10 protein-coding genes and 2 pseudogenes are annotated in these 13,780 nt (G+C 72.0%); 9 read left to right on the top strand and 3 right to left on the bottom strand.

Going from position 1 to position 13,780, the window contains the following annotated elements; all coding sequences use genetic code 11:
- Nucleotides 1–20 precede the first annotated feature (20 nt).
- The 3 genes from KBY47_RS31435 to KBY47_RS31425 form a co-directional block, all read right to left on the bottom strand.
- The gene (locus KBY47_RS31435) at nt 21–2,153 is read right to left on the bottom strand and encodes an MMPL family transporter (RefSeq protein ID WP_210927173.1); all 2,133 of its coding nucleotides are present in this window, start codon (nt 2,151–2,153) and stop codon (nt 21–23) included.
- A gap of 198 nt (nt 2,154–2,351) precedes the next feature.
- A complete protein-coding gene (locus tag KBY47_RS31430; RefSeq protein WP_210927172.1) occupies nt 2,352–2,666 on the bottom strand; it encodes a hypothetical protein in 315 nt (104 codons plus the stop codon).
- Nucleotides 2,663–3,004: a winged helix-turn-helix domain-containing protein gene (locus tag KBY47_RS31425; RefSeq protein ID WP_210927223.1), complete on the bottom strand. Its 342-nt coding sequence runs from the start codon at nt 3,002–3,004 to the stop codon at nt 2,663–2,665. The genes KBY47_RS31430 and KBY47_RS31425 overlap by 4 nt, the downstream gene beginning before the upstream one ends.
- Nucleotides 3,005–3,408: 404 nt before the next feature.
- On the opposite strand from KBY47_RS31425, the gene KBY47_RS31420 reads away from it, so the two are divergent.
- The 9 genes and pseudogenes from KBY47_RS31420 to KBY47_RS31380 form a co-directional block, all read left to right on the top strand.
- Nucleotides 3,409–6,162, top strand: a complete 2,754-nt coding sequence (locus KBY47_RS31420) for an AAA family ATPase (RefSeq protein ID WP_308405363.1) — start codon at nt 3,409–3,411, stop codon at nt 6,160–6,162.
- A 269-nt stretch (nt 6,163–6,431) separates the two neighbouring features.
- Nucleotides 6,432–6,950: a (2Fe-2S)-binding protein gene (locus KBY47_RS31415; RefSeq protein ID WP_210927170.1), complete on the top strand. Its 519-nt coding sequence runs from the start codon at nt 6,432–6,434 to the stop codon at nt 6,948–6,950.
- Between the two features lie 2 nt (nt 6,951–6,952).
- Entirely contained in the window at nt 6,953–7,942 is a 990-nt protein-coding gene (locus KBY47_RS31410) for a xanthine dehydrogenase family protein subunit M (protein WP_210927168.1), read from the top strand.
- Nucleotides 7,939–10,149: a xanthine dehydrogenase family protein molybdopterin-binding subunit gene (locus KBY47_RS31405; protein WP_210927166.1), complete on the top strand. Its 2,211-nt coding sequence runs from the start codon at nt 7,939–7,941 to the stop codon at nt 10,147–10,149. The genes KBY47_RS31410 and KBY47_RS31405 overlap by 4 nt, the downstream gene beginning before the upstream one ends.
- 133 nt (nt 10,150–10,282) lie before the next feature.
- The gene (locus tag KBY47_RS31400; protein WP_210927164.1) at nt 10,283–11,131 is read left to right on the top strand and encodes an SDR family NAD(P)-dependent oxidoreductase; all 849 of its coding nucleotides are present in this window, start codon (nt 10,283–10,285) and stop codon (nt 11,129–11,131) included.
- The gene (locus tag KBY47_RS31395; RefSeq protein WP_210927162.1) at nt 11,115–12,287 is read left to right on the top strand and encodes an XdhC family protein; all 1,173 of its coding nucleotides are present in this window, start codon (nt 11,115–11,117) and stop codon (nt 12,285–12,287) included. The genes KBY47_RS31400 and KBY47_RS31395 overlap by 17 nt, the downstream gene beginning before the upstream one ends.
- Nucleotides 12,280–13,218, top strand: a complete 939-nt coding sequence (locus tag KBY47_RS31390) for an SDR family NAD(P)-dependent oxidoreductase (protein WP_308405361.1) — start codon at nt 12,280–12,282, stop codon at nt 13,216–13,218. The genes KBY47_RS31395 and KBY47_RS31390 overlap by 8 nt, the downstream gene beginning before the upstream one ends.
- A pseudogene (locus KBY47_RS31385) lies at nt 13,166–13,610 on the top strand (Dps family protein). Before KBY47_RS31390 ends, KBY47_RS31385 begins: the two are co-directional and overlap by 53 nt.
- Before the next feature lie 43 nt (nt 13,611–13,653).
- A pseudogene (locus KBY47_RS31380) lies at nt 13,654–13,780 on the top strand (GTP 3',8-cyclase MoaA); the annotation flags it as partial.

Raw genomic sequence — 13,780 nt, 5'->3', positions numbered from 1 at the left:
GTTCCACGGCCCAAGGACGATCAAGGAAGGGGAGATGGTTCCCGCGACCCGTGGCCGGTCGGCGTGGAGCCGCTCCCGGCACCGTCCTTCGCGGTGCCGTCGCGCAGCGCGCGGAAGTGCGCGCCCGGCCACCAGAACCAGCGGTCCAGGTCCAGCGCGAGGGCCGGTACCAGGACCGTACGGACCAGGAAGGTGTCCAGCAGCACGCCGATGCCGACCAGGACGCCCAGCTGCGCCAGGGTCACCAGGGGCAGCCCGGCGAAGACGGCGAACGTGGCGGCCAGCACCACCCCGGCGGAGGTGATCACGCCCCCGGTGCTGGTCAGGCCCTCCAGCACCCCGCGGGCGTGCCCGATGCGGGCGGTCTCCTCCCGGACGCGGTGCATGAGGAAGATGTTGTAGTCGATGCCGAGTGCGACCAGGAACACGAAGCCCATCAGCGGCAACGCCCAGTCCACCCCGGCGAAGCCCAGCACGTGTTCGAAGAGCAGGTTGGCGGCGCCGAGCGCGGCGACGTACGACAGCACCACCGTGGCGAGCAGCAACAGCGGCCCGACCAGGGCCCGCAGTAGCAGGATCAGCACGCCGAGCACCACCAGGAGCACGATCGGGACGACCGTGCGCAGATCGCGGTCGGCGGCCCGCTGGGTGTCCAGGCTCTCCGCGGTGCTGCCGCCGACCAGGGCGTCCGCGCCGTCGACCGCGTGCACGGCGTCCCGGAGCCCGTCGACGGTGTCTTTGGCGGCGTCGCTGTCCGGGGCGTCCGCCAGTACCACGGACACGGTGGTGAGCCGCCCGTCCGGGGTCCGGTCGCCGTCCGGCTCGACGCGTGCCACCCCGTCGACCTTGGCTGCCGCCCGCCGGACCTCGGCGGCCCGGTCGGTACGGGTGACGACCGTCGCCGGGTCGGAGGCTCCGGACGGGTAGTGCGCCGAGATCCTGTCCTGCGCGACGACCGACTCGGGTCGGCCGTCGAACAGCTCCGCCTGCGTCAGGCCCATCGAGATCCCGGCCGTGCTGAGCGCCAGTACGCCGGTGACGGCCACCGACACCAGCCACGACCGACGCGGATGCCGGGCCACCGCGGCGCCGACGCGCGACCAGACCGTGCGCGGCCCCCGGCCGGGGGTGCCGTAGCGCGGGACGAACGGCCAGAACACGCCGCGGCCGGTGACGACCAGCAGCGCGGGCAGCACCGTCACCATGGCGAGGAAGGCGCACACCACGCCCACGGCGCCCACCAGCCCCAGCGAGCGCGAGGAGTTGATGTCGGCGAAGGCCAGACAGCACAGGCCCACGGCGATGGTGGCGGCCGAGGCCAGGATCGCCGGGCCGGAGCGGCGAAGCGCGATCCGCATCGCCTGGTGCCGGTCGGTGTGCCGGTGCAGCTCCTCCCGGTAGCGGGCGATCAGCAGCAGGGCGTAGTCCGTGCCCACGCCGAAGACCAGCACCATCAGCACGCCCGCGCTCTGCGGATCGACCGGCAGTCCGGCGTACCGCGCCAGCAGGTAGGTGCAGACCTGGGTGAGGACGGCCGCGAAACCGACCGACAGCAGCGGCAGCAGCCACAACAGCGGGCTGCGGTAGGTGATCAGCAGCAGGGCGGCCACGACCAGGCCGGTGGCGAGCATCAGGGTGGTGTCGAGACTGTCGAAGACGGCGACCTGGTCGGTGAGGGACCCGGCCGGGCCGCCGACGTCGACGGTCACCCCGGGCGGCGCGTTGGCACCGGCGATCTCCCGCAGCTCGTCGATCTTGTCGGTGACGTCCTCGTCCTCGGTGTCCAGTGGCACCACGGTCATCAGGGCCCTGCCGTCGTCGGACGGGACGGGCCCTGAGATCTCCTGACCGTCGGCCACGAACCGGGCCAGGGCGGCGCGCTCGGCCGCCGCGGTGCTCCCCGCGCCCTCGCCGGTGTACACGACGACGGCGGGCATCACGGTGTCGGTCCGGAACTTCTCCAGCTCCGTGTTGACCCGCGCGGACTCGGCGCCGTGCGGGAGGAAGGCGTTGGGGCCGGTGTCCTCGACGTCACCGAGCTTTCCGGCCAGCGGGCCGAGGGCGACCGCCAGCACCAGCCAGGCCGCCAGCACAAGCCATTTGCCGCGCCTGCCCCCGGGTGCCCGGGCGACGCGCTTCAACAGCGCAGACATGAGTAGTCTCCTTGGGTGGGAAGGGCGCCACCGCGGCCGGTGATGCACCGGTCGCAGGGCGCACGGGATCCGCACCACGGCGTGAGAGATGTGACGACCTGCCGTGGCGCGCGGTTGGACGGGTCCGAGGCGCGTTCTTCCCCGGTACGGCCGGGAGCTGCAACTCCCGGCCGTACGCACGAAGAGGCGCGGTGCGGTCTACTCGATCTCGCGCATCATCTTCTCCATCGAGCCGACCGCGAGCCTCGTCTGCGTCAGTTCGTCCAGGAGCTGCCGCTGCTCGTCGACCGTGCGGCGCTGCAACTCCACGGTGTCCTCCAGCAGTTGCGCGTACTTCACGGCCAGCTCCTGGTACTGGCGCTCGCGGGCGGCGAGCATCCGGGCACGCCAAGTCGCCGCCGCCTGCCAGACGATCACGATCAGCAGGCTGAAGAGCCCGGCCGCGCCGACGGCGCCCACCAGCACGCCCAGTTCCTCGGCTCCGGCGGCGACGGTCACCGCTTCCTCGTTCACTTCGCTTCCTCTTTCTCGGGCTGGGGGAGGGTCGCGGCCGCCCTCGCGACGAGGCCGGGCGTCAACTCGTACAGGAACGGCGTGACGTCGAAGTACTTCATCGCCTTGCCGTCCTCCGCGACCTCGAGCGTGCCGACGATCAGTCCGGCCGCCTCCAGCCGCTGCAGGTGCATGTGCAGCAGCGGGCGGCTCACGCCGATCTCGCGCGCCAGGGCGCTGACGTAGTTCCGGCGCTCCAGCAGCGCTGCGACGATCCGCATGCGGTGCGGGTTGCCGAGCGCGGAGAGCACCTTGAGCAGTTCTTCGCCGGTCGGTGCCGGAGGCGGGGCCCCGGGCATCACGGCCCCTTTCCGTTGACCTGTAAGAAAACTCTGACGGCAGCCGAGGAGACCTGTCAAAGATTTCTGACACATCTCAGGGGTGGATGGGGGACCTCTCAGGGTCGCCTCGGGGATGGGTCCGGGATGGGTCCGGGATGGGTCCGGGACGCACCTGTGTCCGGCGCCTCATACGGAATCCCGACCGCCAGTTTCCGTTTCCGGTCGTCGTGGCTCCCGGCGGCGATTACAGTGCGAAAAAAGGGAGGATTGGGGCCTCCGGGAGGATTGAGGCACCCTAGTCGCCGGGCGAGTGCCCGTTTCGGGCCAACAGGCTGGCGCGATCTTGGTCTGTCGGGACGGTCATACTTCAGGGCATTACGTTGGGCGCTGTGTCCAACACTTCGTCGGCAGGAGGGCCAGGCGTGCACGCGCGGGTGCCGGGACGCGACCGGGAATGCGAGCAACTCGAGGAACTGCTCGAGGCCGTGCGTGGCGGCGAGAGCCGGGCACTGGTGCTGCGGGGCGAACCGGGCGTGGGAAAGACCACGTTGCTCGAATACCTGGTCGAGCAGGCGCGGGGATTCCATGTCGCCCGCGTCACCGGCGTCCAGTCGGAGATGGAACTGGCCTTCGCCGGACTGCACCAGCTGTGCACGCCCTTCCTGGACCGGCTCTCCCGCCTCCCCGCCGTACAACGTGACGCGGTCAGTGGCGCCCTGGGACTGGGCTCCGAGCGCGCGCCCGACGGCTTCCTCGTCGCCCTGGGCGTCCTCGGCCTGCTGGCCGAGGAGGCCAGCGAGCGGCCCCTGCTGTGCGTCGTCGACGACGCACAGTGGCTCGACCGGGCCTCCATGCAGACCCTCGCCTTCGCCGCCCGCCGCCTGCTCGCCGAATCGGTGGCCGTCGTCTTCGCCGTCCGGACCGAGGGCGACCCGCCCCCCGCCGGGGCGGAGCCCGTCGGCCTGCCCGAACTGCTCGTCGAAGGGCTGCCCGAGCCCGAGGCGCGCACCCTGCTGCGCTCCGTGCTCCCCGGCCCCTGGGACGAGCACGTGGTCGGCCGGATCGTCGCCGAGACCCGGGGCAACCCGCTGGCCCTGCTGGAACTGCCCAGGGCCTCGACCCTGGTCGAACTGGCCGGTGGCTTCGGCCTGCCCGCGACCCGGCCCGTGCTGGACCGGATCCAGGAGGCCTACCTGCAACGGATCGCCGGACTGCCGTCGCACGCCCGGCGCCTGCTGCTCGTGGCGGCGGCCGACCCGACCGGCGAACCGGCGCTGCTCTGGCTGGCGGCCGAGCGGCTGGGCATCGAGCTGGAGGCCGCCGCCCCCGCGATAGCTACCGGGCTGATGACGATCGGCGACCGCGTCAGGCTCTTCCACCCGATGGTCCGCTCCGCCGTCTACTGGTCGGCCATGCCCGAGGAGCGCCGTCGCACGCACCGCGCCCTCGCGGACGTCACGGACCCGGCCACGGATCCCGACCGCCACGCCTGGCACGCGGCGCACGGCGCTTCCGGACCCGACGAACCCATCGCGACGGAACTCGAACACTCCGCCGGACGCGCCCGCACCCGCGGCGGGGTCGCCGCGGCGGCCGCGTTCATGGCGCGGGCGGTGGAGCTGACCCCGGACCCGGCCCGCCGCCAGGAGCGCGCCCTGGCCGCCGCCCGGCTGACGCACCAGGCGGGGAACCCCGACACAGCCCTGAGACTGCTGTCCATCGTCGAGGCGGGCCACCTCGACGGCCGACGCCGCGGCGAGGTCGACCTGGTGCGGGCCCGGATCGCCTTCACCACCAACCGCGGCAGCGAGGCCCCCGTCCTGCTGCTCAAGGCCGCGGCCCAGCTCGCCTCCCACGATGTGCCCCTCGCCCGCGAGACCTGTCTGGAGGTCATCGACGCGGCGGTCTTCGCGGGCCCGCACGCCTACGTCAGCGGGCAGTTCGCGGCCGCCACCGCGGCCCGCGCCCTGCCCACCCCTGCCACCCCCCGCCCCACCGACCTCCTGCTCGACGGGCTGTCGGCACGGATCATCGACGGTCACGTACAGGCCGTGCCCGCCCTGCGGGCGGCCCTGCGCGCCTTCCGCGAGCCGGTCAGCGCCCCGGAGGAGGGGCTGCGCTGGCTCTGGATGATCTGTGTGACCGCGGTGGGGCTGTGGGACCACGAGACCCTGTCCGTCCTCGCCGACCGCTATCTGCGCCTCACCAGGGACGCCGGGCAGGCCATGGGGCTCCCGCTGGCCCTGACCATGCGCTGTGTCGTGCATGTCCTCGACGGCGAGCTGACGGAGGCCGCGGCCCTCGCGGACGAGGTGGAGACGGTGTCCGAGGCGGTCGGCGTGGCCGCCCCGCTTTACGCGGCACTCTTCGTCGCCGCCTGGCGGGGCCGGGAAGCGGAGTGCCTGGACCTCGGCAGGCGCGCCGACGAAGGCGCGGCCCGCCGCGGCGAGGGCGTCGGCCCGGTAGTCAGCGGCTGGGCCAGAGCCGTCCTCTACAACGGCCTCGGCCGGTACGCCGAGGCAGCGGAGGCGGCCCACGCAGCCTTCCGGGACTACCGCCTGCTGGAGATGGGCATCCCGGTCTGGTCCCTGGTCGAGTACATCGAGGCGGCCGCCCACGGCGGCGCCCCCGCCGACGCCCGTGACGCCCTGCGCCGCCTCACCGAGGTGACCGCCCCGAGCGGCACCGACTGGGCCCTCGGCATCGAGGCCCGCTGCCGTGCCCTCGTCGGCGACGACGCCGAGGCCGAGAGCTGCTACCAGGAGGCTCTGCAACGGCTGGGCCGCACAGGCCTGCGAGGAGAACTGGCCCGCGCCCACCTCCTGTACGGAGAGTGGCTGCGCCGCGCCCGACGCCGCCAGGCCGCCCGCGAGCACCTGCGTGCCGCCCAGGACCTCTTCCTCGCCATGGGCATGGACAGCTTCGCGCACCGCGCCACCCGGGAACTGGCCGCCACCGGAGAGAACGTCCGGAAGAACGTCACGCACACCCGAAGTGACCTCACCCCGCAGGAACTCCATATCGTCCGACTGGTACGGGATGGCCTGACCAACCCCGAAATCGGTGCCCGGCTCTTCATCAGCCCGCGTACCGTCGAATGGCATCTGCGCAAGATATTCGCCAAGCTCGGAATCACCTCCCGCAGACAGCTCCACACCCCCGCTCCCCAGGAATAGCAAGACCCCACCGCATACGACGGCCCGCCGGTACACCCGGCGGGCCGTCGCCTTTCGGCCGCCGCACACCACCAGGTCAGAGACGCGCCGAGGCATCGCCCACCAGCCCCCCCCAGGGACCCGACCAGTGACTCACCCGGGTGTGACCGGCATCTCACCAGGGGGATAGTCGGTACGGCTGACGCCCCGCGCAATCCGCAAGTCCCCCTCTTTCCCGAAGCTCTCGCAGTGCGTACCCCGCCATCGCCCGAACCAAGAATCGAGGCGCCATGAAGCAGGCAGAAACCGAGACCCGCCTGTCCGCCGGGTCACCCCCGGCGCTGCCGCACGTGGACATCACGCTCAACGTCAACGGCAGCTCCCATTCCCTCCAGGTCGACGCACGGGTCACGCTGCTCGACGCGCTGCGCGACCACCTCGGACTCACCGGTGCCAAGAAGGGGTGCGACCAGGGCGCCTGCGGTGCCTGCACGGTGATGGTCGACGGCAAGCGCGTGGTGTCGTGTCTCGCGCTCGCCGCCCAGTACGAGGGCCGCGAGATCACCACCGTGGAGGGTCTGTCCACCGACGGTGAACTCCACCCCATGCAGGAGGCGTTCGCCAAGCACGACGCCTTCCAGTGCGGCTACTGCACGCCCGGACAGATCATGTCCGCCGTCTGCCTCGTCCAGGAGGGCCGGGCGGACACCGAGGAGGACATCCGCGAGTACATGAGCGGCAACCTCTGCCGCTGTGGCGCCTACCCGAACATCCGCGCGGCCATCCGCGAATTGACATCGGAGCGTTGACCATGCAGCCCTTCGCATACTCCCGCGCCACCGAGGCCGACCAGGCCGTGGCCGTGGTGACCGCCGACCCCCGGACGTCATTCCTCGCGGGCGGCACCACCCAGCTCGACCTCATGAAGGACGGCGTGCTCCGCCCCGAGCGACTCGTCGACATCACCGGCCTCCCGCTCGGCGGCATCACCCACACCGACTCCACGGTCCGGGTCGGCGCCCTGACCACCATGGAGGAACTGGCGGCGGACGAACTGCTCCGCGAGCGGCTCCCGTTCATCCGGGAGGCCCTGCTGCTGGGTGCCTCGACACAGCTGCGGAACATGGCCACCATCGGCGGCAACCTGCTCCAGCGGGCCCGCTGCCGCTACTTCCGCGACCCCACCGTCGCCGCGTGCAACAAGCGCGAGCCCGGCTCCGGCTGCGCCGCCATCAACGGCATCCACCGCATGCACGCCATCCTGGGCACCAGCGACCACTGCATCGCCCTGCACGCCTCGGACGTCGCCGTGCCCTTCGCGGCCCTCGACGTGACGGTGCACACCCAGGGCGTGGACGGCACCCGGGCCATCCCGCTGACCCAGTTCTACCTCCCGCCGGGAGACACCCCCGACGTGGAGAACGTACTGCGGCACGGCGAGCTGATCACCGCGGTCGAGATCCCGCTCCTCCCGGAGGGCACCAGGTCGCACTACATCAAGGTCCGCGACCGCGTCTCCTACGAGTTCGCCCTCACCTCCGCCGGAGTCGCCCTGACACTGGACAACGGTGTCATCCAGGAGGCCCGCGTCGCCCTCGGCGGCGTCGGCACCCTGCCCTGGCGGTGCTGGGGCGCGGAGGACGTACTGCGCGGAGCCGAGGCGGGCCCCGACGTCTTCCGCGCGGCCGCGGAGGCGGCCCTGGAGGGTGCCAGGCCGCTGCCGGGGACCGCGTTCAAGGTGGAGCTGGCCAAGCGCACGCTGGTGCGCACCCTCGAGACCGTCGCAGGAGCCCAGTCATGACCACTCTCGAAACCGGCAGGGTCGTCGGCGCGGGCATCGACCGTGTCGACGCCCCGCTGAAGGTCACGGGATCGGCCCACTACCCCAACGACTTCGCCGTCCCCGGCATGCTCCACGCCGCCCTGATCGGCAGCACCGTCGCCGCCGGACGCATCCGGAGCATCGACGCCACCGAGGCTCTCGCCGCGCCGGGAGTGGTGGACGTCATCACCCATCTGACCGCCCCGAAGCTGGAGCGCGGCCCGATGACCCTCCTCGGCGGCTCCCCGCCCGCCCCGATGCAGGACGACCGGATCCTGCACTACGGGCAGCACATCGGGATCGTCGTGGCCGACAGCGCCGAACAGGCACGGCACGCCGCCCGGCTGGTCCGGGTCGAGTACGACACGGAGAAACCCGTGCTCGACGTGGACGATCCGCGGGCGCAGATCGTGGAGAACCCCTGGGGACTGGACACCCAGCGCGGGGATGTCGCGGCGGGGTTCGCGCGGGCGGACGTGGTCGTGGAGGGGACGTACACGACCCCTGACAACACCAACAACCCGCTCGGCCTGATGGCGACGATCGCCTCGTGGCACGGTGACGCGCTGACGGTGCATGACTCCACGCAGTGGCCGCACAACGTACGCACCACCCTCGCGATGGTCTTCCAGGTGCCGGAGAGCGGCGTCCGGGTCCTCGCCCCGTTCGTGGGCGGCGGCTTCGGCGCTGGCCTCCGTGTCTGGTCCCATGTCATCCTGACCGCGCTCGCGGCCCGTGAGGTCAAGCACCCCGTGAAGCTGGTGCTGACCCGGCCGCAGATGTTCACCTCGGTCGGCCATCGGCCGAACAGTGTGCAGCAGATCAAGATCGGTGCGACGCGGGACGGTGATCTGGTCGCGATCGAGCACTACGGGATGTCGTCGGTGGCGATGGAGGACGACGACTACGAGCCGGTGTCGTTCGGTTCGGCGGTGGCCTACGCCTGTCCGAACGTGCTGACGCAGGATCGTCAGGCCCGGCTGAACATTCCGTGTCCGGGTTCGATGCGGGCTCCGGCGGAGGGGCAGGGGAACTTCGCGTTGGAGTGTGCGATCGACGAGGCGGCGTACGCGATCGGGATGGATCCGTTGGAGTTCCGGCTGCGCAACTACGCGGAGGAGCATCCGCTGCTGGGTCTGCCGTGGTCGAGCAAGGCGCTGCGGGAGTGTTACAGCGAGGGTGCGGAGCGGTTCGGCTGGTCGCGGCGGAACCCGGAGGTCGGGTCGATGCGGGAGGGGCGCTGGCTGGTCGGCTATGGGATGGCCGGGGTGTCGTATCCGTTCTACCAGGTGCCGTGTCAGGCGCGGGCGTCGCTGCGGCGGGACGGTTCGGCGTATGTGCGCAGTGCGGCGACGGACATCGGTACGGGCACGTACACGGTGATGACGCAGTTGGCGGCGGAGTTGCTGGGTCTTGATGTGGGCCGGGTGCGGTTCGATCTGGGTGACTCGGACATGCCGTACTCGCCGCAGGCCGGTGGGTCGGGGCTGACGGGCGCGCTGGCCAACGCCGTCCATACCGCCTGTCGGCGACTGGTGCAGGAATTCCTCGACGTGGTGGCCGGTGACGACCTGTCTCCGTTGCGCGGCGCCCTGCTCGACGATGTGACGGTCACCGACGGACGCATCCACCGCGTCGGCGCCCCCGAGCAGGGGGAGTCGTACGCGGAGATCCTGGCCCGGCATGGTCTGGAGGAGCTGAGTGCCGACGGTCGTAGTACGCCGCCGCAGTCCGAGGAGATCGGGATGGCGACGTCGGGTGCGTTCGGGGCGAAGTTCGTGGAGGTCCGCATCGATCCTGAGCTGGGGTTGTTGCGGGTGGCGCGTGTGGTGTCGGCGATCGACGGTGGCCGGATTCTGAACGAGAAGACGGCCACGAGTCAGATCATCGGTGGCACGGTCGGTGGGATCAGTCAGGCGATGTTCGAGGAGACGGCGACGGACGCGGGGACCGGGCGGATCGCGAACGCGACGTTCGGTGACTATCTGATGCCGGTCAACGCGGATGTCCCGGACATGGAGGTCATCTTCTGCGGCGGGCCGGACCGGGCGACCGCGGTCGGCACCAAGGGAGTCGGCGAGGTGGGCCTCGTCGGTGTCGCGGCGGCCATCGGCAACGCCGTCCACCACGCCACCGGACGGCGGCTACGCTCGCTGCCGTTCACCATCGACCAGCTGCTGCTCTGACCGAACGCACTGTCCGGTCCGGGGGAGCGACCGGTGGAAGGGAGCGGGCCGCCCCTTCAGGACACCCCCGGACCGGGCAGCGCGTCGGCGCACACCCCCACCCAAGGCCCGCTCCGACCGGAGGCTCGGAAAAGTGAGTACACGCGACATCACCGTCGTGCTGACCGGTGCGACCAGCGGAATCGGGGAGGCCACCGCGCGGTCGCTGGCGCCCCGCCTGACCCGGCTGATCGTGCACGGTCCCGAACGGCCGCAGGACGTCACCGGGCAGCTGGCGGAACTCCGGGCCGCCAGCCCCGGCGAGGTGCACTACGTGCAGGCCGACTACGACAGGCTGACCGCGGTGCACCGACTCGCCGACGCCGTCGCCGACCTCACCGACCGGGTCGACGTCCTGATCAACAACGCGGGCCGCCCGGGAGCACCGCGACGGCGCCTCAGCGAGGACGGCAATGAAGCCACCCTGCAGACGAACTACCTCGCGGCCGTGCTGCTCACCGAGCGCCTCACCCCGCTGGTCCCGGCCGCCACCGGTCGAGTCGTCCACGTCGCCTCCGCGACACATCTGTCCGTGTCGCTCGACCCGGACGACCTCAACTACGAGCGCTCCGCCTACAGCGCCACGACCGCCTACGCACGCTCCAAGCTGGCCCTGGTGGCACACGCCCGCTGGCTGGCCGAGCAGGCACCGGTGCCGCCCCCCGACACCGTCAGCCTGCACCCGGGAGTCATCCGGACCACGCTGCTGCACGCCATGTTCGACATCGGCGGCGACTCCGTGACCCACGGCGCGCAGAACGTGATGAACGCGGCCCTCGCCGACGGCCGATGGGACGGACGGTACCTGGACGAGCTCACACCGGCACGGCCGAACCCCGCGGCCCTCGACCCCGGCTTCCGCGACCGACTCATCCACCGCACCGCCGAACTGCTGCGCGGCAGCGCACCGGTTCAGGAGGAGAGCCATGCTGGACATCGCTGAACAGTTGCACCGGTGGGTCGAGCAGGGCGAGGACTTCGCCGTCGCCACGGTGGTCCGCACCACCGGCAGCGCTCCCCGGCAACCCGGCGCGGCCCTCGCCGTCGACAGCACCGGGACGGCCGTCGGCTCGGTGTCCGGCGGCTGTGTGGAAGGCGCGGTGTATGAGCTGTGCCAACAGGCGCTGGAGGACGGGCGGCCCGTCGTGGAGCGCTTCGGCTACAGCGACGACGACGCCTTCGCCGTCGGCCTGACCTGCGGCGGCGTGATCGACATCCTGGTCACACCGGTGCGGGCCGGTGAGGCGGCACGGGACATGCTCGCCGCCGCGCTGTCCGCCGCGCACCGCGGTGACACCGTCGCGCTCGCCCGTATCGTCGAAGGCCCCGCCGAACTGCTCGGCCGCGGACTGGTGGTCACCCCGGACGGCGCGTTCCACGGAACGCTCGGCGGCGACGAGGACGGACCCGCCCCCACCGTCGCCGCCGAGGCGCGGGCCATGCTGGCGGCGGGACGCACCGGAACCGTTCTCGTCGGCGCGGACGGCTCCCGCTGCGGTGAACCGCTGACCCTGCTGGTCGAGTCCAGCGCGCCGCCGCCGCGGCTGATCGTCTTCGGCGCGATCGACTTCGCGGCGGCCCTGGTACGGCTGGGCAAGTTCCTCGGCTACCACGTCACCGTCTGTGACGCGCGGCCCGTGTTCGCCACCGCCGCCCGCTTCCCGGACGCGGACGAGGTGATCGTCGACTGGCCGCACCGCTACCTGGAGACGGCCCGCGTCGACCACCGCACCGTGCTGTGCGTCCTCACCCACGACGCCAAGTTCGACGTCCCCCTGCTCCAGGCAGCGCTGCGGCTGCCGGTCGCGTACGTGGGGGCGATGGGTTCCCGGCGTACGCACGAGGACCGGGTGCGCAGGCTGCGCGCGGTCGGGGTCACCCAGCGGGAACTGGACCGGCTGCGCTCCCCGATCGGCCTGGACCTCGGCGCCCGCACCCCCGAGGAGACCGCGCTGTCGATCGCCGCCGAGTTCGTCGCCGACCGGTACGGCGGGTCGGGCCTGCCGCTGACGATGACGCGTACCCCCATCCACCGCGACCCGGCACCCGCCGCCGGGCCGCACCCGCGGGATGCCGTGACCATCGGGGCCCTTGGCTGAGACGGAGATTGTCGTACAGGTCTGGTTCATCACCGGGGCGTCCCGTGGCTTCGGTCTGGAGATCGCCCCCCGGGCGCTGGCGGGCGGGGACGCGGTCGTCGCGACCGCCCGCGACCCCGAGGCGGTGCGCAAGGCGCTGTCCGACGCGGGCGAGCGGCTGCTCGCGGCCGGTGTCGACGTGACCGACGAGGCGCAGGCGCAGGCGGCGGTCGCGGCCGCCGTGGCACGCTTCGACCGCATCGACGCGCTGGTCAACAACGCGGGCCGGGGTCTGCTCGGCGCGGTGGAGGAGGCCGACGCCGACGAGGTCCGCGCCGTGTTCGACACCAATGTCTTCGGGATGCTCGCCGTCACCCGTGCCGTACTGCCGGTGCTGCGTCGGCAGCGCGCCGGACGCGTGATCAATATCAGCTCCGTGGGCGGGTTCGCCGCCGGGACCGGCTGGGGCATCTACGCCGGGACCAAGTTCGCGGTGGAGGGCATCAGCGAGGCGATGCGGGCGGAGCTGCTGCCGCTGGGCATCCATACGACCGTGGTGGAGCCCGGTGTCTTCCGCACCGATTCCTCGACGGCAGCTCCCTGCACCACACCCGACGGTCGATCGAGGACTACGCCGCGTCGGCGGGCCGCACCCGTGACTGGGTCGAGCAGACGAACCACACGCAGCCCGGCGACCCGGTCAAGGCCGCCGCGGCCATCGTCGAACTGGCGCGGTCCGAACGGCCCCCGTTCCGGCTCCAACTGGGCGCGGACTGTGTCGCGCGGGTGGAGGCCAAGCTGGCGGTGGTGGCCGACGAACTCGCCCAGTGGCGCGCACTGTCACTGTCCACGGCGTACGACGCGGACACCCCTGAAGCCGCCGGAGCGGAGCACCCTTCATGACCGTCATCACCGGCCCGCTGCCGGACGCCGACCGGGAAGTCGTCGCTGATGCCCTCCAGGGCGCGTTGGTGGACCTGCTGGACCTCTCCCTCACCGCCAAACAGGCGCACTGGACCCTGTACGGGCCCCGCTTCTGCTCCCTCCACCTCCAGCTGGACGAGGTCGTGGGCAGCGCCCGGACCTTCTCCGACGCGGTCGCCGAGCGGGCGGCCGCGCTGGGGATCGCCCCGGACGGCCGGGCGGCGACGATCGCCGCGGGCAGCAGCGTGCCCGGCTACGCGGCGGGCTGGGTGCGCGACGGTGACGCGGTGGCCGCACTGGTGGAGGCGCTGGCCCGGGTCATCGCACGGATGCGGAACGGGTGACCGGCACCGCGGGGGCGGATCCCGTCACCCAGGCCTGCTGATCGCGATCACCGCGGACCTGGAGAAGCAGCACTAGATGTTCCAGGCGGAGAACGGCTGACGGGAGACGGAGGCCCCAGGTGCTCATCGACACCTACGGCCGGGTGGCCACCGACCTGAGGGTCTCGCTGACCGACCGGTGCAACCTGCGCTGCACGTACTGCATGCCGGAGGAAGGCCTTCAGTGGCTGGCCAAGCCGGATCTCC

Origin of the sequence: Streptomyces sp. B93 (assembly GCF_018070565.1) — a bacterium.
Classification (GTDB): domain Bacteria; phylum Actinomycetota; class Actinomycetes; order Streptomycetales; family Streptomycetaceae; genus Streptomyces.
This window is presented reverse-complemented; position numbering and strand designations above follow the sequence as displayed.